The organism is Ensifer sp. 38_S197, assembly GCF_056924495.1.
Genome location: NZ_JBXOVZ010000002.1, coordinates 958435 through 983735, shown reverse-complemented (window position 1 = coordinate 983735; position 25301 = coordinate 958435). Strand labels below are relative to the sequence as shown.

The 25301-nt window shown below is 62.8% G+C and carries 17 protein-coding genes; 11 read left to right on the top strand and 6 right to left on the bottom strand.

Going from position 1 to position 25301, the window contains the following annotated elements; translation table 11 throughout:
- Window positions 1–8 precede the first annotated feature (8 nt).
- Both AC1Z3V_RS17820 and AC1Z3V_RS17815 read left to right on the top strand, forming a co-directional pair.
- The gene (locus AC1Z3V_RS17820) at window positions 9–3149 is read left to right on the top strand and encodes a multidrug efflux RND transporter permease subunit (protein ID WP_483500757.1); all 3141 of its coding nucleotides are present in this window, start codon (window positions 9–11) and stop codon (window positions 3147–3149) included.
- Between the two features lie 164 nt (window positions 3150–3313).
- Complete coding sequence (locus tag AC1Z3V_RS17815; RefSeq protein WP_429810666.1) at window positions 3314–3958, top strand: TetR family transcriptional regulator; 645 nt, start codon at window positions 3314–3316, stop codon at window positions 3956–3958.
- Between the two features lie 57 nt (window positions 3959–4015).
- Here the strand turns inward: AC1Z3V_RS17815 and purU are convergent, their stop codons facing one another.
- Together purU and polA are read right to left on the bottom strand one after the other, a co-directional pair.
- Window positions 4016–4870 carry a formyltetrahydrofolate deformylase gene (gene purU, locus AC1Z3V_RS17810; protein ID WP_483504108.1) on the bottom strand — a complete coding sequence of 285 codons (855 nt, stop codon included), beginning with the start codon at window positions 4868–4870 and terminating at the stop codon, window positions 4016–4018.
- 487 nt (window positions 4871–5357) lie between these two features.
- Window positions 5358–8363, bottom strand: a complete 3006-nt coding sequence (polA, locus tag AC1Z3V_RS17805; protein ID WP_483500755.1) for a DNA polymerase I — start codon at window positions 8361–8363, stop codon at window positions 5358–5360.
- A 623-nt stretch (window positions 8364–8986) separates the two neighbouring features.
- Between polA and AC1Z3V_RS17800 the strand changes: the two genes are divergently transcribed.
- From AC1Z3V_RS17800 to AC1Z3V_RS17790, 3 genes are all read left to right on the top strand, one after another.
- Window positions 8987–9430 carry a MarR family winged helix-turn-helix transcriptional regulator gene (locus AC1Z3V_RS17800; RefSeq protein WP_483500753.1) on the top strand — a complete coding sequence of 148 codons (444 nt, stop codon included), beginning with the start codon at window positions 8987–8989 and terminating at the stop codon, window positions 9428–9430.
- A 336-nt stretch (window positions 9431–9766) separates the two neighbouring features.
- Entirely contained in the window at window positions 9767–11158 is a 1392-nt protein-coding gene (locus AC1Z3V_RS17795; RefSeq protein ID WP_483500751.1) for a M20/M25/M40 family metallo-hydrolase, read from the top strand.
- A gap of 482 nt (window positions 11159–11640) precedes the next feature.
- A complete protein-coding gene (locus AC1Z3V_RS17790) occupies window positions 11641–12600 on the top strand; it encodes a lysylphosphatidylglycerol synthase transmembrane domain-containing protein (RefSeq protein WP_429810658.1) in 960 nt (319 codons plus the stop codon).
- 89 nt (window positions 12601–12689) lie between these two features.
- Here AC1Z3V_RS17790 and AC1Z3V_RS17785 read toward each other — a convergent pair whose 3' ends face one another.
- On the bottom strand, window positions 12690–13178 hold the full coding sequence (locus AC1Z3V_RS17785) for a hypothetical protein (protein WP_483500749.1): 489 nt from the start codon (window positions 13176–13178) through the stop codon (window positions 12690–12692).
- Window positions 13179–13756: 578 nt separating this feature from the next.
- Between AC1Z3V_RS17785 and AC1Z3V_RS17780 the strand changes: the two genes are divergently transcribed.
- The 4 genes from AC1Z3V_RS17780 (at window position 13757) to dnaJ (ending at window position 20197) form a co-directional block, all read left to right on the top strand.
- A complete protein-coding gene (locus AC1Z3V_RS17780) occupies window positions 13757–14107 on the top strand; it encodes a hypothetical protein (RefSeq protein ID WP_483500748.1) in 351 nt (116 codons plus the stop codon).
- Window positions 14108–14366: 259 nt separating this feature from the next.
- Entirely contained in the window at window positions 14367–16631 is a 2265-nt protein-coding gene (locus AC1Z3V_RS17775) for a transglycosylase domain-containing protein (protein ID WP_483500746.1), read from the top strand.
- Window positions 16632–16893: 262 nt separating this feature from the next.
- Window positions 16894–18816 (top strand): molecular chaperone DnaK, encoded by a 1923-nt coding sequence (dnaK, locus tag AC1Z3V_RS17770; RefSeq protein WP_483500744.1) that lies wholly within the window; start codon window positions 16894–16896, stop codon window positions 18814–18816.
- Window positions 18817–19066: 250 nt separating this feature from the next.
- Window positions 19067–20197 (top strand): molecular chaperone DnaJ, encoded by a 1131-nt coding sequence (gene dnaJ / locus AC1Z3V_RS17765; protein ID WP_429810648.1) that lies wholly within the window; start codon window positions 19067–19069, stop codon window positions 20195–20197.
- A 36-nt stretch (window positions 20198–20233) separates the two neighbouring features.
- On the opposite strand, the gene AC1Z3V_RS17760 is transcribed toward dnaJ, so the two are convergent.
- From AC1Z3V_RS17760 to AC1Z3V_RS17750, 3 genes are all read right to left on the bottom strand, one after another.
- Window positions 20234–21121 carry a DUF2182 domain-containing protein gene (locus AC1Z3V_RS17760; RefSeq protein ID WP_483500742.1) on the bottom strand — a complete coding sequence of 296 codons (888 nt, stop codon included), beginning with the start codon at window positions 21119–21121 and terminating at the stop codon, window positions 20234–20236.
- A 5-nt stretch (window positions 21122–21126) separates the two neighbouring features.
- Window positions 21127–21762: a DUF1326 domain-containing protein gene (locus AC1Z3V_RS17755; protein ID WP_483500740.1), complete on the bottom strand. Its 636-nt coding sequence runs from the start codon at window positions 21760–21762 to the stop codon at window positions 21127–21129.
- Between the two features lie 194 nt (window positions 21763–21956).
- Window positions 21957–22706, bottom strand: a complete 750-nt coding sequence (locus tag AC1Z3V_RS17750) for an SDR family oxidoreductase (RefSeq protein ID WP_429810643.1) — start codon at window positions 22704–22706, stop codon at window positions 21957–21959.
- Between the two features lie 143 nt (window positions 22707–22849).
- Here AC1Z3V_RS17750 and AC1Z3V_RS17745 point away from each other — a divergent pair, with 143 nt between their 5' ends.
- Both AC1Z3V_RS17745 and AC1Z3V_RS17740 read left to right on the top strand, forming a co-directional pair.
- Window positions 22850–23749, top strand: a complete 900-nt coding sequence (locus AC1Z3V_RS17745; protein WP_483500738.1) for a LysR family transcriptional regulator — start codon at window positions 22850–22852, stop codon at window positions 23747–23749.
- Between the two features lie 121 nt (window positions 23750–23870).
- Entirely contained in the window at window positions 23871–25280 is a 1410-nt protein-coding gene (locus tag AC1Z3V_RS17740; protein ID WP_483500736.1) for a serine hydrolase, read from the top strand.
- Window positions 25281–25301 lie beyond the last annotated feature (21 nt).

Here is a 25301-nt window from a genome sequence, read left to right as displayed (position 1 = left end):
TTTGATTGATGCCTAGCTTTTTCATCGACAGGCCTATTTTTGCCTGGGTGGTGGCGATCTTCATCATGGTCGCCGGCGTCATTGCGATCCCGCTTCTGCCGGTATCGCAATATCCCGACGTCGCGCCGCCGCAGATCTCCATCAACACGAGTTACCCTGGCGCCTCGTCGCAGGACACCTATCAGAGCGTCACCCGACTGATCGAAGACGAGCTCAACGGCGTCGAAGGCCTGCTCTACTTCGAATCGACCTCGAGCGCCTCCGGCTCCGTCGAAATCAGCGCCACCTTCGCGCCCGGCACCGATCCGGGACAGGCGGCGGTCGACATCCAGAACCGCGTTCGCCGCGTCGAGCCGCGCCTGCCCGATTCGGTCAAGCGCCAGGGCGTCCAGGTCGATGAGGCCGGCTCCGGCTTCCTGATGATCGTGGCCCTGACCTCGACCGACGGCTCGATGGACGCCATCGGCCTCGGCGATTACCTGAGCCGCAACGTTCTGAGCGAAATCCAGCGTGTGCCCGGCGTCGGCCGTGCGCAGCTTTTCGCCACCGAGCGCTCGATGCGAGTCTGGCTCGATCCGGACAAGATGCTGGGTCTCAACCTGACGGCTGCCGATGTGACGGCTGCGATCACGGCGCAGAACGCCCAGATCGCCTCCGGCTCGATCGGCGCACAGCCGAATCCGATCACCCAGCAGATCAGCGCGCCCGTCGTCGTCAAGGGCCAGCTGGAAAGCGCGGAAGAGTTCGGCGCGATCGTGCTTCGCGCCAATCCGGACGGTTCGTCCGTCCGCCTGCGCGACGTCGCCCGCATCGAGATCGGCGGCGAAAGCTACGCCTTCTCGACGCGGCTGAACGGCAAGCCCTCTGCGGCGATCGCCGTCCAGCTCTCGCCGAGCGGCAACGCCATGTCGACCTCGGCGGCCATCAAGGCACGCATGGACGAACTGGCGAGGTTCTTCCCGCAGGGCCTCGAATATTCGGTTCCCTATGACACCTCGCCCTTCGTCGCCGTTTCGATCGAGAAGGTGCTTTCAACGCTCGTCGAAGCGGTCGCGCTGGTGTTCATCGTGATGTTCCTGTTCCTGCAGAACATCCGCTACACCATCATCCCGACGCTCGTCGTGCCGGTCGCCCTGCTCGGCACCTGCGCCGTGATGCTGGCGATGGGCTTCTCGATCAACGTTCTGACCATGTTCGGCATGGTGCTGGCGATCGGCATCCTCGTCGACGATGCGATCATCGTCGTCGAAAACGTCGAGCGCATCATGTCCGAGGAAGGGCTGACGCCGAAGGAAGCGACCCGCAAGGCGATGAGGCAGATCACCGGCGCCGTCATCGGCATCACGCTGGTGCTGGCCTCGGTGTTCATTCCGATGGCCTTCTTCCCGGGCGCCGTCGGCGTGATCTATCGCCAGTTCTCGCTGACGATGGTCGTCTCGATCCTGTTCTCGGCGCTTCTCGCGCTATCGCTGACGCCGGCGCTCTGCGCTAGCTTCCTGAAGCAGGTGCCGAAGGGCCATCACCACGCCAAGCGCGGCTTCTTCGGCTGGTTCAACCGCAGCTTCGACAAGACCTCGCACGGCTATAGCGGCATCGTGAAGCGCCTGGTGCACCGGACCGGCCGCTACATGATCGTCTATGTCGCGGTGCTCGCCGGCCTCGGCTGGCTGTTCATGAAGCTGCCGTCGTCGTTCCTGCCGGACGAAGACCAGGGCTTCGTGATCGTCATGATGCAGCTGCCGTCGGAAGCGACCGGCAACCGCACGACCGAGGTGGTGGAGCAGGCGGAGAAGATCTTCGGCCAGGAACCGTCTGTCGAACGCATCATCGCGATCAACGGCTTCTCCTTCTTCGGCACCGGCCAGAACGCGGCGCTCGCCTTCGTAACGCTCAAGGACTGGAAGGAACGTGACGCCAACAACGCCGCGCAGTCGATCGCCATGCGGGCGACGATGGCGATGAGCCAGATCAAGGACGCGATCAGCTTCGCGCTATCGCCGCCGGCGATCCAGGGCCTCGGCACCACGGGCGGCTTCTCGTTCCGCCTGCAGGACCGCGGCGGTCTCGGCCAGACGGCGCTGTCGCAGGCGCGCGACCAGCTGCTCGGCATGGCAGCCGAAAGCAAGGTGCTCGCGGGCGTCCGCTTCGAGGGCATGCCGGATGCAGCTCAGGTCAGCGTCACCATCGACCGCGAGAAGGCCAACACCTTCGGCGTGACCTTCGCCGACATCAACTCGACGATCTCAACCAACCTCGGCTCGTCCTACGTCAACGACTTCCCCAATGCCGGGCGCATGCAGCGGGTGACGGTGCAGGCGGACGAAGGTCAGCGCATGCAGACCGCCGACCTCCTGAACCTCAACGTCCGCAATGCCAATGGCGGCATGGTGCCGCTATCGGCCTTCGCGACGGTGGAATGGGTCAAGGCGTCGACGCAGACGATCGGCTATAACGGCTATCCCTCGGTCCGCATCAGCGGCGAGGCGGCACCCGGCTATTCGTCCGGTGACGCGATCGCCGAGATGCAGCGTCTCGCAGGACAGCTTCCGGCCGGCTTCGGCTACGAATGGACGGGGCAGTCGCTGCAGGAAATCCAGTCCGGCACCCAGGCGCCTCTCTTGATCGCGCTCTCGTGCCTCCTGGTGTTCCTGTGCCTCGCGGCGCTCTACGAGAGCTGGTCGATCCCGGTTGCTGTGATCATGGTCGTTCCGCTTGGCGTCATCGGCGCCGTGCTGGCGGTCACCATGCGCGACATGCCGAACGACGTGTACTTCAAGGTGGGTCTGATCGCGATCATCGGCCTTTCGGCGAAGAACGCGATCCTGATCATCGAGTTCGCGAAGGAACTGCGCGAGCAGGGCAAGTCGCTGATCGACGCGACGCTGGAGGCGGCACATCTTCGCTTCCGGCCGATCCTGATGACGTCGCTGGCCTTCACGCTCGGCGTTCTGCCGCTCGCGATCGCCACGGGCGCCAGCTCCGGCAGCCAGCGCGCCATCGGCACGGGCGTCATGGGCGGGATGATCTCGGCAACGGTGCTCGCCATCTTCTTCGTTCCGGTCTTCTTCGTGTTCGTCACGAAGATCTTCGGACGAAAGAAGGTGGAAAACACACCGACAGCCGCAGAAAACCCGACGCCCGCCGAGTAAGATGACACTACAGCGCCGCGCGTCTTACTCAGACGCGCAAAGGTCGCTGTAGCACTTGGAAATGCTGCATGTTTTTGTCCTTAAATCGGAGACGATTAAGGAAACATGCAGTAGACGGCCCGCCGAACATCACTGTCGGCGGGCCGTCTGATGAGGAGGAATGAATGCGCCGAACAAAAGCCGACGCAGAAGTAACCCGGCAGAAGATCCTCTGCGCCGCCGAGCGCGTCTTCTACGAAAAGGGCGTCTCGAACACGACGCTCGAAGAAATCGCCAGGGCTGCGGGCGTGACGCGGGGTGCCATCTACTGGCACTTTGCCAACAAGACGGACCTGTTCCTCGCGCTGCACGATGCCGTGCCCCTGCCGCAGGAAGACATGATCGCCCGCGAAATCGAAGCGGAGGCGGCCGATACGCTTTCCATCCTCGAAGGCGCCATGGGCGACTGGCTGGATGCTCTCGCCGCCGACGAACAGCGTCAGCGCATTCTCACGATCATGCTGCGCACCAATTACGATGGCGACATGAGCGAGGTCCTGACCCGCCAGAAAGAGCTCGACGAGCGCCACAATGTCCTCTTGGAACTCGCTTTCTCCCGCGCGCTCGCCAAGGGGCAGATGCACGAGACCTGGACGCCGGCCTCGGCGACCAGAACGCTGCACTGGATGATGCTCGGGCTCTGTACCGAGTGGCTGCTTTTCGGCCGCCGCTTCGATCTGACCGCCGAGGGACGCGAAGGCTTGAGCCGGCTCTTTGCCAGCTTCCGCGCGCCGGCCGTCACCGCCACCGCGGTTGCCGCGCGCCCATAACAGACTTGACCGGCACCCATGCGGGTACCGGTCAATCGGGTGCCTTTCGAAGCCCCTCTAGCTGAACACCACGGTCTTGTGACCGTTGAGCATGACGCGCCGCTCCAGGTGCAGTTTGACGGCACGTGCGAGTACGCGGCTTTCGATATCGCGGCCGGTGGCGACGAAGTCCTCGGCCGTCAGCGCATGACTGACACGTTCGGTTTCCTGCTCGATGATCGGACCTTCGTCGAGGTCGGGCGTGACGTAATGCGCCGTCGCACCGATCAGCTTCACCCCGCGCTCATGCGCCTGATGATAGGGCTTGGCGCCCTTGAAGCTCGGCAGGAAGGAATGGTGGATGTTGATCGCCTTGCCGTAGAGGCGCTTCGACAGATTGTCGGAGAAGACCTGCATGTAGCGGGCGAGGATGACGAGATCGGCGCCAGTCTCCTGCACGAGGCGCAAGAGCCTCTCCTCCTGCTCGGCCTTGTTGTCTTTCGATACCGGCCAATAGTGATAGGGCAAACCTTCGGCCTCCGCCGTGCGCCGGCTGTCCTCATGATTGGAGACGATGGCGACGACTTCCGCGTTCAGCCAGCCGACACGGATCTGGTAGAGCAGGTGCAGGAGCGCATGGTCGAACCTGGAGACGAGCATGAGGATCTTCGGCTTTACCGTGGCGTCCGCCAGGACCGTCCGCATCTGGAAACGCTCGACGGCCGGGGCCAACACCCGCTCGACATCGCTTGCCTGAACGCTCGCCGCAACCTGAAAAGCGATGCGCATGAAGAAGCTGTTGGTCCTGGTATCCCAGAACTGGTTGCTCTCGGCGATATTGGCGCCAAGGCCGGCGAGCTCGGTGGTGACGGCCGCGACAATGCCGGGTTTGTCGTCGCAGGACAGGACAAGAATGAAGGTCTTCGGCGCCATGATCTCCTCCGATTGCAGCCGTTCCGGATGGGGCTTCAAGCCCCTTCCCAACCGCTGCCTATGAGGAGTTGAACGCGCCGGCAATCGTTCCGGCTGCGACAGCCGGCGCTTTCTATCATCCTGATGGAAAGGCGCCCGAAAGCATTAAATGCCCTCGGGCGCTGCAAGAATCATCGCAGGCGATTTTGAGGCTTCCCGAGGGAATTCCCTCAGGAAATGCACTGGAATGGCGAATGGAGAGCCGCTTCAGCATTTCCTGGAGTTGGTTTTCCTTCTCGCAACTCCGGACGGAAAACCGCTGCGCACTTTTCCTGGAGTTGGTTTTCCTTCTCGCAACTCCGGACGGAAAACCGCTGCGCACTTTTCCTGGAGTTGCTTTTCCTTATCGCAACTCCGGACGGAAAACCGCTGCGCACTTTTCCTGGAGTTGCTTTTCCTTCTCACAACTCCGGACGGAAAACCGCTGCGCACTTTTCCTGGAGTTGCTTTAGTGCGCCTCGTCCCAGTTAGTCGCGGCCCGTGCGTCGACCTTGAGCGGCACCCTCATGTCGAGCGCCGGCATGGCGGCATTTTCCATTACCGAGACGACGATCGGAATGGTCTTTTCGACCTCGGCGTCCTCGACCTCGAAGATCAGTTCGTCGTGCACCTGCAGCAGCATGCGGGCCGAGAGCTTTGCCTCGGTCAGCGCCGGCTCCATCTTCACCATGGCGCGGCGGATGATGTCGGCGGCCGAGCCCTGGATCGGCGCGTTGATCGCGGCGCGTTCGTTGAAGGCACGATGCGACGGGATCGACGAGCGGATGTCCGGATAATGCGCGCGGCGGCCGAAGATGGTCTCGACGTAACCGTGTTCGCGAGCAAAGGCCTTGGTGCCCTCCATGTAGTCGCGAATGCCGGGGAAACGCTCGAAGTAGCGCTTGATGTAATCGCTCGCCTCTGAGCGTTCGATCGACAGCTGGTTGGCGAGGCCGAAGGCCGAGATGCCGTAGATGATGCCGAAGTTGATCGCCTTGGCGCGCCGGCGGATTTCGCCCGGCATGCCCTCGACCGGCACGCCGAACATTTCCGAGGCCGTCATCGCGTGGATGTCGACGCCGTCGGCGAAGGCCTGGCGGAGCTGCGGAATGTCGGCGACATGGGCGAGCACGCGCAGTTCGATCTGGCTATAGTCGGCGGAGACGAGCTTATGGCCCGGCGTCGCGATAAAAGCCGTGCGGATCTTGCGGCCTTCGGTGGTGCGCACCGGAATGTTCTGCAGGTTCGGATCCGAAGACGACAGGCGCCCGGTCGTCGTGGCGGCAAGCGCATAGGACGTGTGCACGCGCTTCGTCTCGGGATGAACAAAGCCCGGCAGCGCGTCGGTGTAGGTGGACTTGAGCTTGGTCAGCTGCCGCCAGTCGACGATCTTTCGCGGCAATTCATGCCCTTCGGCGGCCAAGTCTTCCAGCACCTGGGCCGAGGTCGACCATTGGCCGGTCTTCGTCTTCGACCCGCCGGCAAAGCCCATCTTGCCGAACAGGATATCGCCCAACTGCTTCGGCGAACCGATGGTGAAGGTTTCGCCGGCGAGCTTGTAGATCTCGTCCTCCAGCGCTGCCGCCCCTTGCGCCAGTTCGCCCGAAAGCCGTGACAGGATCTGGCGATCGATCGTGATGCCGCGATCTTCCATGCGCGCGAGCACCGCGACCAGCGGTCGCTCCAGGCGCTCATAGACGCGCGTCAGCCCCTTGGCGGCCAGCCGCGCCTTCAAGACGTGCCAGAGCCTCAGCGTGACGTCCGCATCCTCGGCCGCGTAGGCCGTTGCCTTGTCGATATCGACGAAGTCGAAGGTCAGCGACGACTTGCCGGTACCGGTAATGTCCTTGTAGGCGATCGGCTTATGGTTCAGCCAGCGCTCTGAGAGCGAGTCCATGCCATGGGTGCCGTTGCCGGCATCGGCGACATAGGACATCAGCATCGTGTCGTCGAAGCTCTCGACGGTGATGCCGTGCCGCTTCATCACCAGATAATCGTATTTCAGGTTCTGCGCGACCTTAAGGACGGACGGATCCTCGAGCAGGCGCTTCAAGCGGCTCAGCGCCTCCCCAACCGGGATCTGATTTTCGGCAAGCCCGCCGTCCAGGAGGTCGCCGATACCGGTCTTGTGGATCAGCGGGACATAGGCCGCCCGGATGGCGGTGCCCGTCGGGTTCGCCCGATGGTCGGCGATCGCCAGCGAGAAGCCGACGAGATCCGCCTGCATGGCATCAAGGGAGTTCGTTTCCGTGTCAAAACCGACGACGCCCGCTTCCCGCGCGGCTGATATCCACTGGTCGAGTACCGCGACATCGCGGATCGTCACATAGGCACTGTGATCGAACGGCGCCTTGGCAAAGATTTCCGCCCGTGCCGCGGCCAGCGCCTGCGGTGTCGCATCGGTCGCGATCGGTTCGCCGGCGCGCGACAGCACAGCCGCCGCTTCGGCCGCCTCGCCCCGCGCTGCTGCCTTGGCGGCGGACGCCTCGCTGCCGGCCACCGCTTCGCCCTTGTCAAGGTCGGGCCCCCGTGCCTCGGCACCCCATTCGACCGGGACGTCGGCGGCTTCGACGGCGTCCGCATCCGTGCCCGTCGCCGCGGCGACGCGGCGCGTCAGCGTGTTGAATTCCATCGCCTTGAGGAAGGCGATCAATTTCGGCCCGTTTTGCGGCTCCAGGCTCAGCTCTTCCAGCGGAACATCGAGCGGCGTGTCGGTCTTGAGCTCCACGAGCTGGCGCGACAGGCGTGCGAGATCGGCATTGGCGATGATGTTTTCGCGGCGCTTGGCCTGCTTGATTTCGCCGGCGCGGGCAAGCAGCGTATCGAGGTCGCCGAATTCTTCCAGCAGCTGCGCCGCCGTCTTTGGACCGATCCCGGGTATGCCGGGAACGTTGTCGGTGGAATCACCGGTCATCGCCTGGAGATCGATCATCTTCTCCGGCGGTACGCCCCACTTTTCGATGACCTCGGGGATCGAGATCTGCTTGTCCTTCATGCTGTCGTACATCGACACGTTCGGGGTCACGAGCTGCATCAGATCCTTGTCGGAGGAGACGATGGTGACACCGGCACCGGCCTGCTCGGCGAGCCTTGCATAGGTGGCGATCAGGTCGTCCGCCTCATAACCTTCCTTTTCGATGCAAGGCAGGTTGAAGGCGCGGGTCGCATGACGGATCAAACCGAACTGCGGAATGAGATCTTCCGGCGGCGCAGTCCGATTGGCCTTGTACTGATCGTAAAGCGCGTTGCGGAACGTCTTCGAGGAATAGTCGAAGATGACGGCGAAATGGGTTGGCGTGACGCCGACGGACGTATCGCGCGCGTCGGTGAGCAGCTTCCACAACATGTTGCAGAAACCCGATACCGCGTTGACCGGGAGGCCATCGGATTTGCGGTTGAGCGGCGGGATGGCGTGGAACGCCCGGAAGATGAATCCGGAGCCGTCGACGAGGAAGAGATGATCACCGTTTTTCATGGGCAAATGGATAGCGCGGGGTGAGGCAAAGGTCCATTGCGGTTTTCCCGCCGAACACTACATTCTCGTCTCGGAGACAAGGCGTCGAACCGCTACCGCCAATTGTACCGGCGAAGCGGATTTCGCCATTCGCAAGGGGTGGCGAGAGAGCGTCGCACTTTCACGGAAACGTTACGTATTTGTAATGTCCGATTCGTGCCGCCTATCCTTGAAAAGCCACATTTGACTCCTCAAATCTTACCCAACGGCACCGAGTGATGCCGTCTTCTGGTGATTGGCCTGTCCCCCGCCCGCACCAGATGAGGACAAAGGCCTTATCCCCCTCTCCGGGCCTTTGTCCCGTTTTCAGGAAACCGTCACGGCGCCGCCTCCGCGCCGTGACGGTTTTTTGCTTTCCGGCCACAGCCTGCGTCTTTCCTGCGATCAAGTCCGCTCAATTCAAGGTGAGTGCCGGCTTTCCCTACAGCGGCAGGCGCCGTACCAGACGCGCAAAGGTCGCTGTAGCACTTTGATTTGCTGCATGTCTTTGTCCTTAAATCGAAGTCGATTAACGGAGACATGCGGTGGGGTTCATCGCCTGCATTGTAACTTGTCTTCATGGCGCTTCGAGCGTACCGATAGGCATGGCCTTCAATCGGATGGAATCTGCGACCTATCTGGCCAGCCTGCTGGCGAAGAGCTTTTCGCGCGCCCTGCACGAGCGCGGCCAGAAGCTCGGGTTCGCGCCGGGACAGTTTCCCATTCTGCTGGAGCTTTGGGCCGAAGAAGGCCTGACGCAGAAGCAACTGCTTGATCGCCTCGACATCGAACAGGCGACGATGGCCAACACGCTCTCCCGCATGGAGCGCGACGGGCTCATCGTCCGCCGCAAGCATCCGCAGGACAAGCGCTCGCAGCAGATCTTCCTGACCGAGCGGGCGAAGGAGATGGAGGCCGCAGCCAAGGAAGCAGCCCTTGCCGCCGACCAGTCGCTGCTCTCCGGCCTCAGGAATTTCGAGCGCGAGCTGATGCTCGAATATATGCGCATGGCGCTTGCCAACGTGGCGCGTGGCGATGGCCGCGCCTAACGCCTCGCGCCGTTCCCTGATCGATCCATCAAAATATTTGGCTTAAAGAGGATGGCCTTAGGCTCTAAACCAGAGCGCGTACCTCCGGTGGCTTTGCGCGCCTGAAGGCGCAGCGTCGAATGCCCGCCGGTCGCTGCGGCTCTACAGCGCCGCACATCTTATCAGACGCGCAAAGGTCGCTGTAGAACTTTGATTTGCTGCATGTCTTTGTCCTTAAATCGAAGTCGATTAATGGAGACCATGCAGGAGAATGTCGCTCGCGTGATTTCGTGCGCAAATCGATTTCGATTTGGCGATTCATGCAGTAGGTTCCGGCCAAACGAAGCAAGGATATGCATGATGGCAGATATCACCCCCGTTCTCGAACGCGCAGACGCCAACCTGCCGAAGAGCCTCGACCGGCTTTTCGATCTCGTTCGGATCAAGTCGATCTCGACCGACCCGGCCTTCAAGGCGGAATGCCGCAAGGCGGCCGAATGGCTGGTGGCGGAACTCAACAGCCTCGGCTTCACCGCCTCGGTGCGCGACACCCCCGGCCATCCCATGGTCGTCGCCCATCACGACGGCGCAAAGCCGGATGCGCCGCACGTGCTGTTCTACGGCCACTACGACGTCCAGCCGGTCGACCCGCTCAATCTCTGGGACACGGATCCTTTCGAGCCAGGCATCAAGGAAATCGAACCCGGCCGCAAGGTGATCACCGGCCGGGGCACGGCTGACGACAAGGGCCAGCTCTTGACCTTCGTCGAGGCGGTGCGCGCCTATAAGGACGTGCATGGCGGCCTGCCCTGCCGCGTCACCATTCTGTTCGAGGGCGAAGAGGAGTCCGGCTCGCCGTCGCTGAAGCCCTTCCTCGAGGCCAATGCCGCCGAACTCAAGGCCGACTATGCGCTCGTCTGCGACACCAGCATGTGGGATCGTGATACGCCGGCCATTTCCGCGGGCCTGCGCGGCCTCGTCGGCGAAGAGGTCATCGTCAAGGCGGCCGACCGTGACCTGCATTCCGGTTACTTCGGCGGTGCCGCCGCCAACCCGATCCGCATCCTCACGACCATTCTCGCCGGCCTACACGACGAGAACAGCCGCGTGACACTCCCCGGCTTCTACGAAGGCGTCGAAGAGACCCCGGCCCAAATCAAGGCTGCCTGGGAAACACTCGGCCAGACGGCGGAGAAATTCCTCGGCGAAATCGGCCTCTCGATCCCGTCGGGCGAAAAGAACCGCTCGGTGTTGGAACTGACCTGGGCCCGCCCGACGGCGGAAGTCAACGGCATCACCGGCGGCTATACCGGCGAAGGCTTCAAGACGGTGATTGCGGCAGAGGCTTCGGCGAAGGTTTCCTTCCGCCTCGTCGGCAACCAGAACCCGGAAAAGATCCGCGAAGCGTTCCGCGCCTATGTCCGCTCCAAGGTTCCGGCCGATTGCTCGGTCGAGTTCCACGCCCACGGCGGTTCGCCGGCCATCCACCTGCCTTATGAATCGCCGCTGCTCAACACGGCGAAGGTGGCACTTTCCGACGAATGGCCGAAGCCGGCCGTCATTATCGGCATGGGTGGCTCGATCCCGATCGTCGGCGACTTCCAGAAGATGCTCGGCATGGAATCGCTGCTGGTCGGCTTCGGCCTTTCCGACGACCGCATCCATTCGCCGAACGAGAAGTACGAGCTGCAGTCCTACCACAAGGGCATTCGTTCCTGGATCCGCATCCTGGATGCGCTGGCAGCCTGAGACGGTCAGGGCGGGATCGCTAAATGTGCGCGGATTTCCGTCCGCATCCCCGCTCAACCGACTTGATCCAGAGCCGCGGCGGAACGATCCGCCGCGGCCTCATCGATAGGGTTGCGCACTCGCGATGATGCAGCCCCAACGGGCAATCCGCCTGCCGACGCGCACGCGCTGCTGTTCGTTCGCCGTCCCGCCGGCGTTTTACCGTTTCCCCTCTACCGTTTCCCGGCGGTTTCTCCGTTTTCGGCAGGCCCTCAATCCTTGACCTCCGGGGTCTCAGGTGCTTCCTTTTTGTGAAACAAATCACAAAGGGAAATCGGATCGTTGGCAAGGGTAAGGACCGAAGCGTCGCGCTGCGGGCGTGACGCTATGACAAAGCGGCTCATAAAACAGAACGTCTCCGCTTGGAGAACCACTCCGGCAGCCGCAACAGAAATGTCCTCAGAGCGCCTTGCCCACATCCCCACACCAATCGCGGCAGCGGTATGAAGAGGCTGCAAACCTATTTCTGGCCCGTTGTCGGCCTTCTGGCGATCCTCTTTTCGGTGAATGCGCTTTATCACGAGCTTCGCGGCCTTTCGCTCGACGAGTTCATCGCGAGCTTCAATGCCATTTCGTTCAGGAGCTGGCTGTTGGCGATCGGCTCGACGCTGGTCGCCTATGCGGCGCTTGCGGCCTACGACCGACTGGCGCTCGACCATCTCGGTCACCGTATTTCGATCTGGTTCATCACGCTCTGCTCGTTCACGACCTACGCGCTGTCGCACAATCTCGGTGCATCGGTCTTTTCCGGCGCCGTCGTGCGCTACCGGGCCTATCGCTCCAAGGGGCTTTCTCCGGGTGAAGTCGGCGTGCTCGTCGCCTTCTGCTCCTTCACCTTCACGCTCGGCACGTTGGTGCTTTCCGCCATCGTCCTCCTGGTGCGGCCCGACATCATCGAACGCTTCGCCGAATTCCTGCCGGTGGAAATGTCGCTGACGACCGGCGTGCTCATTCTCGTCGTCATCGGCCTCTATGTCATCGGCAGCCTCGTCGGGCTTCCGTCGTTCCGGACGCGCTGGTTCCAGCTTCACTACCCCAAGCCGAAGATCGTCTTCCGGCAATTGGTGATCGCGCCGGTGGAACTGATCGGCGCTGCCGGGATCATCTATTTCGCGCTGCCGGAAACCGGAAACCCGGGCTATGTCGTCATCCTCGGCATCTTCCTCGCCTCGTTCTCGGCGGCACTGCTCTCGCATGCGCCGGGCGGGATCGGCGTGCTCGAGCTGATCTTCATCGCCGCGCTGCCGGAGATGGATCCGGCCGACGTCCTCGCCGCCCTTGCGATCTTCCGCCTGCTCTACCTGGTCATCCCCTTCGTCCTGGCGTTGGTGGTGATCCTCGTCTTCGAGCGGGCACGCTTCGTGGCACAACGCCATCCCCCTGGAGGGACCGACCTTCCGTAAAGCATGTCGCGCAAGGAGACATGCGGTAAGCTTCAGATTGCAGGAATTGCAGCGAAATGCGGAAGGCGGACGCCTTTGCGCGGCTTGGCTCAGGGCGCGTTGCAGACGGCCGGCAGCGCCTGCTCGAGCGGCCCCTTCACTTCCTCAAGCCGCGCCGCCTCGATCTGGTAGGGCGTGAAGGGCGGCACCTGCAGCGAGGGGTTGATGATGCGCGTAACGTAGCAGCCGGCGAAGAACCGGACCCGTGCGCGCCTCTCGATGGATTTCACCGCAACCGGGACCGCGGAATAGATGCTGCCGGCACCGGCTTCCGTCTTCACCTTGCCGATCCTTACCTCGACCGACACCGTCCGATCATAGCCGCGGGTGAAGGACTTGAAGCCGCCGACGGGGTTCGGTTCGCCGAAATAGCCGTAGGCGCGGGCATATTCCTTGCGGTTGATGGCGTTGTAGAGAGAGCGGACGAGGGTTGCCCCATCGGAGCGATCGTCGACATAGGCGACGCCTTCTTGCGCCAGGGTCTCGCCGTTCAAGGCTGCGAATGCGCCGAGAGCGAGGACGGTGGATCGAAACTGCATGGCAACCCTCCTTTGTCGTGCGATAGCCAAGCACAACAATAAGGCGAAGCCGTAGCAGGGTTCGCCGCCTGCCGGTTTCCTTAAATCGTCTCCATGCCGACACTTGCGAGAACCCACCGCGGCGCCAATGGCGCACGACAGATGCAACATGCAGGGAAACACGACTGCCTTCGAGACATGAAAAGAGCCCCGTGTGGGAGGAGGTACACGGGGCTCTCGAACTTGATCGGCGACTGGGAGGAGGAGTGCCACCGATCCGCATCGGGCGCCGCGGGAGGAGGTGCAGCGCTTCGATAAGTCATATAATAATCATGCAACGCAGCAAATTCAAGTCATTATTTTTGCATTGCACAAAATCGTGAAGGCGAGCGCGCTTGGCGCGATCTTGAGCTTCTCACCCGCGCCCGGGTCGCGGATTCCCTCGCTAGAAACCGACGCTCGAAAGCCAAGCATGGCGCGGTAACCGGCCGGAAATCATCAACCTTTGATGGCATTTTACTTTCCTTCAGCTTTTCGGATATATACGACTACCAATAAGCAAAAGATATATTTTACTCTCTTTAATTGCAGGATTTCAGATGAAATTGTTGCTCCAGATCCCCACCGCAATCATCGTCGTCCTGATCCTCGCGACCTGGGTTGCCAGCCTGCGCCTCGTGGTGCTGCCGCCTGGTTCCCTCAAGCTGAGGGCGATGACGGCGCTGGTTCATCAGGGGCACGGCTACCGCCTGGTCGATAGCCCACGCGCCATGTGCGGCCGGCAGGCCTATCCCGCGAAGGATTGCGAGGACGTGACGACAAACCATCTGGGCAAACGGGTCCTGCTTCGGCTTCCCTATAGCCAATGGCTCTACGACTTTACCGCGTCCGATGCTGCGGGATCGAGCGTGGCGGTCGAAGATACGCCGCTGCGTACCTCGATCCAGTAACCGCGACCTTACTTGGCTCGTCAACACAATGGGGCGCGCGTCACCACTACGACCCGACACCGCCTGAACGCAAGCTGTTGAAGACCATGCGTCTTTCACGATCGGCTTCTTAACTCCCCCTTAAATTGCCGTATTTAAAGTTCACCCGGTCGCCGGGGCGGATGGGCGCAGAGTGCCGGTACCGCCGTCGAGATCGAAGTCGCCGTCGCGGTTGAGCCAAGCAGCCCCCGCAGACGGCAGAGGGACAAATCCAAACGGCATGGCAACAAACGGCAGGTCAGGACAGCGGATCGAGCCATCGTTCGGCGGAGACGAGGACGACGATGACGATTTTCGCGTCGAGGCCAGCGATCGTGTGACCAGCAGCCGCAAGGCGTCCCGCGGCAAATCTTCGAGCAGCAGCAAGAAGGGCAACGGCAAAAAGAAGGCAGCCGGCAAGCGCGGCAGCGCACGGCGCAGTTCCGGCGGCGGCGGCTTCATCGGCCTTGTCCGCACGCTCTTCTACTGGTGCATCGTGCTCGGCATCTGGGGCGCCATGGGCGTCGGCGGCCTCGTGCTCTACTACGGCGCGCGCATGCCGAGTGCCGATAGCTGGTCGATCCCCGAACGGCCACCGAACGTCAAGATCCTTGCGGTCGGTGGCGACGTCATCGCCAATCGCGGCACCACCGGTGGCGAAGCGCTGTCACTCGAAAACATGTCGCCTTACATTCCTCAGGCGGTGATCGCCATCGAGGACCGCCGCTTCTATTCGCATTTCGGCATCGACCCGCTGGGTCTCGCCCGCGCCATGCTGACGAACCTCACCACCGGGCGCATGGTGCAGGGCGGCTCGACCCTGACGCAGCAGCTGGCCAAGAACCTGTTTCTTTCGCCGGAGCGCACGCTTGAGCGCAAGGTGCAGGAGGTGCTGCTCGCCTTCTGGCTCGAGCAGAAATATTCCAAGGACCAGATCCTGGCGATGTATCTCAACCGGGTGTTCTTCGGCTCAAACGCCTATGGCGTGGAGGCGGCATCGCGGCGCTATTTCAACAAGTCGGCGCGCGACGTGAACCTCGGCGAGGCCGCATTGCTGGCCGGCCTGCTCAAGGCTCCCTCCCGCCTGTCGCCGGCCCGCGACCCGCAGGCGGCGGAAGAGCGCGCCCAGGTCGTTCTCGGCGCCATGCGCGAGGAAGGCTACGTCACCGACAGCGAGATCAAGACGGCGATGTCGCAGACACCGACCAAGGCGAAGAGCTACTGGTCGGGCGCCGAACACTATGTCGCCGACATGGTGATGGACCAGCTTCCCGGCATGATCGGTGAGATCAAGGAAGATCTCGTCATCGACACGACGATCGACCTCGATCTCGAAAGGAAGGCCGAGGAGGTGATCGGCGCCACGCTTGATGCCGACGGCAAGAAGCTCGACGCTTCGCAGGCGGCGCTCGTCTCGATCGACGGCACCGGCGCCATCCGGGCGCTCGTCGGCGGCAAGGACTATGCCGAGAGCCAGTTCGACCGCGCCTCCAGGGCGAAGCGGCAGCCGGGCTCGGCCTTCAAGCCGTTCGTCTATGCCGCCGCGATGGAAATCGGCCGCACGCCGATGTCGATCCGCAACGACGGTCCGGTCCGTATCGGCAACTGGACGCCTGAGAATTACGACCAGAAATATCGCGGCGAGGTGACCCTCGCCGATGCGCTCGCCAACTCGCTGAACACCATCGCCGCACAATTGGTGATGGAGGTCGGGCCGCAGAACGTCGTCAAGGTCGCCCACCGCCTCGGCATCGATTCCGAGATGCAGGCCAATGCCTCGATCGCGCTCGGCACATCCGAAGTCAGCCTCGTCGAGCTGACCTCGGCCTATGCGCCCTTCATGAATGGCGGCTTCAAGGCGACGCCGCATGTCATCCGCCGCATCTCCAAAGCGGACGGCACGGTGCTTTACGAGAACACCTACGACAACCCGCCGCGCGTGCTCGACCCGGCAATTGTCAGCGAAATGAACCAGATGATGGTCAGGGTACTGACCAAGGGCACCGGCAAGAAGGCGCAGCTCAAGGGTTGGGAGGCGGCCGGCAAGACCGGCACGACGCAATCCTTCCGTGACGCGCTGTTCGTCGGCTACACCTCGAACCTGACCACGGGCGTCTGGTTCGGCAACGACGACGGCAAGTCGATGAAGAAGGTCACCGGCGGCGGCCTGCCGGCCAAGGCCTGGCACGATTTCATGATGGCGGCCCACGAGGGCCTCTCGCCCTCACCGCTCTTCGGCACGACCGGCGTGCAGCCGGTCTTCGATGAAGGCGTGGGCGCACCGGCCGGCGACTTGGTCTCGGGCGATCCGGAAGCGTTCCCGGACGCACCTGTCGGGGTCGATGGCGCCGTCGCGGTCGGCCAGCGTCCTGTGGACCAGGGCGGCGCATGGGGCGGCCAGAGCGCGGACGAGAGCAATGGCGGCCTCGTCCCACCGGCCGATGTCGGCCAGGCGACGGGTGCCACGCGCCGCACGACCCTCTTCGACATTTTGACCGGCGGTTGAGCCGGCGCGCGACCGGCGCCACAAGCGTGCGACTGGCAGCTTTCTCACCGGCGGCGGATGGCCCATTTCCAGCTAGGCAAATCCCGCACTTGCATTTGCCCACAAACGCCCCGCAGAATGCCTTGCAGTCCGAAACGCCGGTCCTTATATACGCCGCATCGGCGCAGTCTCGGCTGCGAAGAAATCCTGAGACCATCCCGTTAGGGGCTGTCTTACGAATGCCTGACCGGGTTCCGACAGTCCGCTGCAAGGAGAGAACGACATGGCTAAAGTTATTGGTATTGACCTGGGAACGACCAACTCCTGCGTCGCCGTCATGGACGGAAAAGATGCGAAGGTGATCGAAAATGCCGAGGGTGCGCGCACGACCCCCTCGATGGTGGCATTCAGCGACGACGGCGAACGTCTCGTCGGCCAGCCGGCCAAGCGCCAGGCCGTCACCAATCCGGAAAACACGCTTTTTGCGATCAAGCGCCTGATCGGCCGGACCTTCCAGGACCCGACCACGCAAAAAGACAAGGGCATGGTTCCTTACAAGATCATCAAGGCTGACAATGGCGATGCCTGGGTCGAAGCGCACGGCAAGGATTATTCGCCGTCGCAGATCTCCGCCATGATCCTCCAGAAGATGAAGGAAACGGCCGAATCCTATCTCGGTGAAAAGGTCGAAAAGGCCGTCATCACCGTTCCGGCCTACTTCAACGACGCTCAGCGCCAGGCAACCAAGGATGCCGGCAAGATCGCCGGTCTCGAAGTTCTGCGCATCATCAATGAGCCGACCGCGGCAGCGCTGGCCTATGGCCTCGACAAGAAGGACGGCAAGACGATCGCCGTTTACGACCTTGGCGGTGGTACTTTCGATATCTCGGTCCTGGAAATCGGCGACGGCGTCTTCGAAGTGAAGTCGACGAACGGCGACACCTTCCTCGGCGGTGAAGACTTCGACATGCGTCTTGTCGAGTATCTTGCCGGCGAGTTCAAGAAGGAACAGGGCATCGACCTGAAGAACGACAAGCTCGCCCTTCAGCGCCTCAAGGAAGCCGCCGAAAAGGCCAAGATCGAACTGTCCTCGTCGCAGCAGACCGAAATCAACCTGCCGTTCATCACGGCTGACGCTTCCGGTCCGAAGCACCTGACGATGAAGCTGTCGCGCGCCAAGTTCGAAAGCCTCGTCGACGACCTGATCCAGCGCACCGTCGCGCCGTGCAAGGCAGCCCTCAAGGATGCCGGCGTCTCGGCTGCCGAGATCGACGAAGTCGTTCTCGTCGGCGGCATGAGCCGCATGCCGAAGGTTCAGGAAACCGTGAAGCAGCTGTTCGGCAAGGAGCCGCACAAGGGCGTGAACCCGGATGAAGTGGTCGCCATGGGTGCTGCCATCCAGGCCGGCGTTCTGCAGGGTGACGTCAAGGACGTCCTGCTGCTCGACGTCACCCCGCTGTCGCTCGGCATCGAAACGCTCGGTGGCGTCTTTACCCGCCTGATCGAGCGCAACACGACGATCCCGACCAAGAAGTCGCAGACCTTCTCGACCGCCGACGACAACCAGTCGGCCGTGACGATCCGCGTCTCCCAGGGTGAACGCGAAATGGCCGCCGACAACAAGCTGCTCGGCCAGTTCGACCTCGTCGGCATTCCGCCGGCACCGCGCGGCATGCCGCAGATCGAAGTCACCTTCGACATCGACGCCAACGGCATCGTGCAGGTTTCGGCCAAGGACAAGGGTACCGGCAAGGAACACCAGATCCGCATCCAGGCATCCGGCGGTCTTTCCGACGCCGACATCGAGAAGATGGTCAAGGACGCCGAGGCCAATGCCGAGTCCGACAAGAAGCGCCGCGAAGGTGTCGAAGCCAAGAACCAGGCCGAAAGCCTGATCCACTCCAGCGAGAAGTCGCTGAAGGACTACGGCGACAAGGTTTCGGAAGCCGACCGCAAGGCGATCTCCGACGCGATTGCTGCGCTGAAGACCGCCGTCGAAGCCTCCGAGCCGGACGCCGAAGACATCAAGGCCAAGACCAATACGCTCATGGAAGTTTCCATGAAGCTCGGCCAGGCGATCTACGAAGCACAGCAGGCTGAAGCGGCTCACGCGGATGCCGCAGCAGACGCCGCCCGCGATGGCGACGTCGTCGATGCCGACTACGAAGAAGTCAACGACGAGGACGACCGGAAGCGTTCGGCCTAAGTCTTCAAACAGACGAAAAGCCCGGGTTCGCCCGGGTTTTTTGTTGCCTGCACAGCCCGGTGCGATGGACAAACATGGCGACAGGCGCCGCCACCTACTGCAAACGTTACTTTTCCGACAAAAAACCGCGTCTACCGCCGTTCGGGCTATGGTATCGCGCTTCAAGGTTTACTAAATCGGTGGCAAGGTAAACGGGCAGCCGCCGAGCCTTCGCGCTGGTACGCCTTGTCAATAGGACAGTCTTCGACGAATGAAACGTGATCTGTACGAAACGCTTGGGGTTGCCAAGAATGCCGATGAGAAGGAGCTGAAGAGCGCCTTCCGCAAACTCGCGATGAAGTATCACCCGGACAAGAACCCCGGCGACGCGGCAGCAGAGAAGACCTTCAAGGAAATCAACGAAGCCTACGAGACGCTCAAGGACCCGCAGAAGCGCGCGGCGTACGACCGTTACGGTCACGCGGCCTTCGAGCAGGGCGGCATGGGCAACGGCTTCGGCGGCGGCGGTGCCGGCGGCTTCTCCGACATCTTCGAGGACATTTTCGGCGAGATGATGGGCGGCGGACGCCAGCGGCGCTCATCGGGCGGCCGCGAGCGCGGCGCGGATCTTCGCTACAACATGGAGATCTCGCTCGAAGAAGCCTTTAGCGGCAAGACCGCGCAGATCCGCGTCCCGACATCGATCACCTGCGACGTCTGCAGCGGCTCCGGCGCCAAGCCCGGCACGAGCCCGAAGACCTGCGGCACCTGTCACGGTTCCGGCCGTGTGCGCGCCGCCCAGGGCTTCTTCTCGATCGAGCGCACCTGCCCCACCTGCGGCGGACGCGGCCAGACGATCACCGATCCCTGCGGCAAGTGCCATGGCCAGGGCCGCGTCACCGAAGAGCGCACGCTCTCGGTCAACATTCCAGCCGGCATCGAGGACGGAACACGCATCCGTCTCTCCGGCGAGGGCGAGGCGGGGCTTCGCGGCGGACCGGCGGGCGACCTCTACATCTTCCTCTCGGTCAGACCGCACGAATTCTACCAGCGTGATGGCGCCGATCTCTATTGCAGCGTACCGATCTCGATGACGACGGCCGCCCTTGGCGGCAAGTTCGACGTGACGACGCTCGACGGCACCAAGTCGCGCGTGACGGTTCCCGAGGGCACCCAGGCCGGCAAGCAGTTCCGCCTCAAGGGCAAGGGCATGCCGGTGCTGCGCTCGGCCCAGTCCGGCGACCTCTACATCCAGATCCAGATCGAGACGCCGCAGAAGCTGACCAAGCGCCAGCGCGAACTGCTGCAGGAATTCGAGCAGATCTCGTCCAAGGACAACAATCCGGAATCGACGGGCTTCTTCGCCCGGATGAAGGATTTCTTCGACACGCTGAGCGAATAAGGCGCTCCGAGCGTTCCCAAAGCGACGTTGTGCGCTTTACGTCATGGCCGCAAGCTGCCACAGCCCGGCCATGACGAGCGCCACCCCAGCGACACGGGACAACAGCCGGCCGCCGGGAACGACCTTTTCGGCGAGCACGAAAATGGCGATCGCCGCGATCCACAACACGTTCATCACCCCGCCGACGAACAGGAGCGCCATCAGCGCCCAGCAGCAGCCAACGCAATAGAGGCCATGCTGCAGCCCGAGGCCGAAGGCAGCGCCTGCCTCGCGGCGGAAACCGCCGTGGCTCTGAATGAAAAGCAGCGGCGCCTGGCATTGCCGGAGGCACCGCTCCTTGAGCGGCGTCCATTGGAGCAGGCCGACGGCAATCAGAACAACGCCGCTCATCGCCTGGCTGGCGCTCGAAAGCATCGGGGTGAGCAGCAGAGCGTGGTCTAGCAGCCATTGCCCGAGAACGGCAATCAGCGCGAACAGGGCCCAGGCCAGCAGATAGCCGCCAGCGAAGTAGCTGGTCGCGGCGAAGGGCTTTCCCTGCTCGGCCGCCTGGCGGCCGACGCGGGCATAGAGCAGGATCATCGGCGTTGCCGACGGCACCATCATGCCCACCATCATCACGGCCCACATGACAAAGGCGTAAGCGAAGGTCGCCGTGGTCCAGGGACCGGCGGCCACTGTCGCCATTGACGTCATGGATTTATCTTGCGCCTCCGGGGGCATATTCATCGGCATGTCCATGGGCATATCCATGTCCATGCCAGACCCCATATCCATGCTGCCGGAAGACGCGGGTGCCGTGGCCGTGTCCATGGCCGACGCCAGCCACAGGATGTAGAGCCAACTGACTGCCGTCAACGTGACCAGGGCCACCACGACGATGGCGCGATCGCGTCTCAGCAGAGTTTCGAGCGTCGTATCCCTCATGGGCGTCAGTGGATCACGCCACTTTCAGTCAGGTGTGTTCTGGCGAAATGGGCGTGCGAGTCCGCAAGCGCCAAAGTCAGCGGGCCCTTCGTGTCGGCCCATCCGCGTCCGACTTCGCAGAGATCATATTCAAAACCCTGCGGGAGATTGATTCGAGCCTGGTGGGCGATACCGGTCACCGGGTTGAGGATCGGCTCGCCGCGCGCGGTGATCCAGCCGGGCACATTCAGCCGTGCCGTGCGCCCGCTCACATCGATGTCGAAGTCGATCTCGGCAAAGACCGGATCGTACATGGTCTCGAAGGTGGTCGCGAAGACCTGGAAGAAGGTCGCGCCTGGCTCGGTATCCTCACCGCTCATGATGCGCAGCAGCGCGTTGCGCTGCGGCTCCGAGGCGCGGATGTCGATGATCGGCACCACCTGTCCCCGGCCCTCATGGATCGCGCCCGGCCAGGCGGCGATCAGGCCGCAGCGAAGCCCGTCGAGCCGCGTCTCGCCGTGATAGCCTTCCTCGATCTCGAAGGCGCCGATGGCACTGCAATGACCTTGCGTCGGTCGCGCGTTGAACTGGCAGGGGCAGCCATAGGCACAGTTGCAATGAATGAACTCGCGCCCCTTCATCATCCATCTGACACTCGTCATCGTCTCCTCCCGGGATCTGATCGGTGTTCGTCTCGCGGCTCCCCCGCGAACGGATGCATTTTATTAGATCGCAGAAATATACTCTCCTCCCATCCCATTGCCAACGGAGGCAGGCACGACAGCGCCGCGGATCCGGGGACACGCGGCGCTTGAAGAGAGTGCTCAGGCCGTTCAGATCGCTGGCACCAGCATGATCACAGCGTCGCCATGCCGCCGTCGACGATCAACTCGGCGCCGACGGTGAAGGTGGCTTCGTCGGAGGCGAGGAAGACGACCGCCTTGGCGATCTCGCTCGGGTCGCCAAAGCGGCCAAGCGGGATCTGCGCGGCGATGGCATCGACAACCTGCCTGTTTTCCTCGGGCGTCGGGGCGTGACCGTCATGGAGCGGCGTGCGGATCGGACCGGGGCTGACGGCATTCACCCGGATGCCGCGGCCGATGAGCTCGCCGGACAGCGTGCGCGCCAGCGAGAGAAGTCCCGCCTTGGTCAGCGCATAGACGCTCGACGTCGGCATGCCGATATGGGCGTTGATCGAAGTGTTGAGCACGACCGAAGCCCGCTTCGAGAAAACAGGCAGCAGCGCCTGGATCAGGAAGTACGGTCCCTTGAGGTTGATGGCGAGCGAACGGTCAAAACTTTCTTCGTCCCACTGTTCGATCGGCTGCAGCTTGGCGATGCCGGCATTGACGAAAAGGATATCGAGCGTGCCGAAGGCGGCGCGGATCTTTTCGGCGACTGCCGCTTGACCGGCGACATTGCCGGCATCCGCCTCGATGATGAGGGCCGCCTCGCCAAGGATCGCACGAGCTTCGGCGATGTTCTTCGGATTGGTGCCGGTCACCGCAACCCTTGCGCCTTCGGCGATGAACTGGCGCGCGGTTTCGAGGCCGATGCCGCTGGTGCCGCCGGTGATCAGTGCCGTCTTGTTCTCTAAACGTGACATGATGAAAGTCCTCTTGCTGGGTTGAAGAAGAGGTCGGTTCGATTGGCTGGAACCGTCGTCCTCGGATGCTGAGAAATATGGCGGAATACGATCGTTCGGATTAGTCTTCCAATTCTGGAACTCGAATTCGGAAAAGCCGAACGATGATGAAAATCGAAGGAATAGCGGCCTTTGTCGCGGTCGCCGAAGCCGGCTCGATCAGCGAAGCGGCGCGGCGCCTGCGTCTGTCGAAATCCGTCGTCAGCGAAAGGGTTGCAGAGCTGGAGCGGACGCTCAACGCCACGCTGCTCCATCGCACGACGCGTAAGCTGACGCTCACCGAGGATGGCATCGCCTTCCGCGAGCGTGCCGTCCGGATCGTCAGCGAGGTGCAAGCCGCTGCCAGCGATCTTGCCGAACGCCGCGGGCTCCTGACGGGGCCGCTCAGGATCGCTGCGCCTGTCAGTTTCGGCCGCCGGCATCTCGGTCCAGCACTCTACCCGTTCCTGGCGCGCCATCCGGAAATCGAACTGACGCTCGATCTCGACGACCGCCGGGTGGACGCGGCGTCGGAAGGCTATGACGCGATCGTCCGCCACGGCGTGATCGCCGATTCTCGCCTGGTCGTCTGGAAGCTTGCGAGAAGCCGGCGTCTGCTCGTCGCCGCGCCGGATTATCTCGGACGCCACGGCACCCCGGCGTCGCTTGCCGAGCTCGGAGGCCATCGCGGCATCTTCTACACCAATCGCGGCGCGGCCGACTGGCGGTTCGAGGGACCTTCAGGGGCAACGGTCGTCCGGGCGCGCCTGGCGCTCGGCATGAACAATGGCGACATGATGCACGATGCCGCCGTCGCCGGGCTTGGCATCGCGCTGCTGCCCGCCTTCATCGCCGGTCCCGCGGTGCGCGAAGGGCAACTGCGCGAGATCGATGTCGGGCTGCGCCCGGAGCCCGAATTCATCTACATGGCTCATCCGGAAGGCCGACGCGTCTCGGCCAAGCTCCGGGCCATCGCCCAACATCTGAAGGAATCATTCGGCGATCCGCCCTATTGGGATCCGTGACGCATTTCTGCAACCTCGGCGCAATCGTTGCCGGCGATAGTTCCTCACCGATTGCCGATCAAGTCTCGACAGAAGCTTGATCGAAGTCGGCTAGCATCCTTTTCACCTTTGCAACCAAAGATTGTCTTCCTATCTTTTCATCATGCGGACCTTCTTGCTGAACTGGATCGTCGTCATGACGCTTTGCACCACCGCCCATGCGGGTTCCCCTTCCACGGCCCCGACCGATGCCGAAATCCTAGATATTCTGACCGAGCGCATCGACAAGCAGCAGCAGTCGATCGGCATCGTCGTCGGCATCACCGACGCCAATGGCCGGCGCATCGTCGCGCACGGCCATCCCGCCAAAGGCGACCCGCGTCTCGTCGATGGACGCACCGTGTTCGAGATCGGCTCGGTCACCAAGGTATTCACCGCACTGCTGCTCGCCGACGCGGTCGAGAGAGGTACGCTCGGCCTCGATACGCCTGTCGCGACATTGCTACCGTCCGGAGTGACGATGCCGGAGGACAAGCAGGTTCCGATCACGCTGGCAGACCTGGCGACGCACATGTCGGGCTTGCCGCGGCTACCGAGCAACCTGGCGCCGGCCGACATCACCAATCCCTATGCGGACTACGACACCACCAGGCTCTACAGCTTTCTCTCCGGCCACAAACCGCTGCGCCGCCCGGGTGTCGAGCACGAATACTCCAATCTCGGCGCGGGGCTTCTCGGCCACGTGCTGGCGCTGAAGGCCGGGCTTTCCTATGAGGATCTTGTCGGAAGACGCATCGCCAAGCCGCTCGGCCTCAAGGATACGGCCATCACGCCGCAGCCAGACTGGTCCGAACGCCAGGCAACGGGCCACGATGCGGCACTGGAGCCGGTGAGAGACTGGGATCTCAACGCGCTGCAGGGGGCCGGTGCCCTGCGCTCCACCGCGGAAGACCTGCTGATCTTCCTCGAGGCCGCCATGGGGAAAACGCCATCACCATTGGCGTCCGCCTTCGCCACCCTGCTGGCGACACGGCAGCCGCTCGGCGAGGGCGCGGGCGAGCAGGCGCTGGGCTGGGTGATTTCCGGTAAGGGCGACGAGCAGGTGATCTGGCACAATGGCGGCACTGGCGGCTATCGATCCTTCGTCGGCTACCGTTCGTCGACCGGGATCGGCGTCGTCGCCCTGTCGAACACGTCGACCGAAGTGGGCGTCGACGATATCGGCCAACATCTGCTCAACCGCAACGTCCCGCTTGCGCCCGCCATCGTCCGGCGCACTGCCATAACGGTCGATCCGGCGACCTACGATGCCTATCTCGGCACCTACAGGCTGGCGCCGGGTTTCGACCTGACGATCTTTCGTGACGGCAATCGGCTGTTTGCCCAGGCAACCGGCCAGGACCGGCTTGAAATCCTTCCGGAGGCCGAGCATCGGTTCTTTGCGAAGCTCGTCGATGCGCAGATCAGCTTCACGCTCAACGGCACCCGCGCCGAAAGCCTGACCTTGCATCAGGGCGGGCGGGACAGCCCTGCGCCGCGCGTAGAGAAATGATGCCTATCTCCCGCCCCAAAA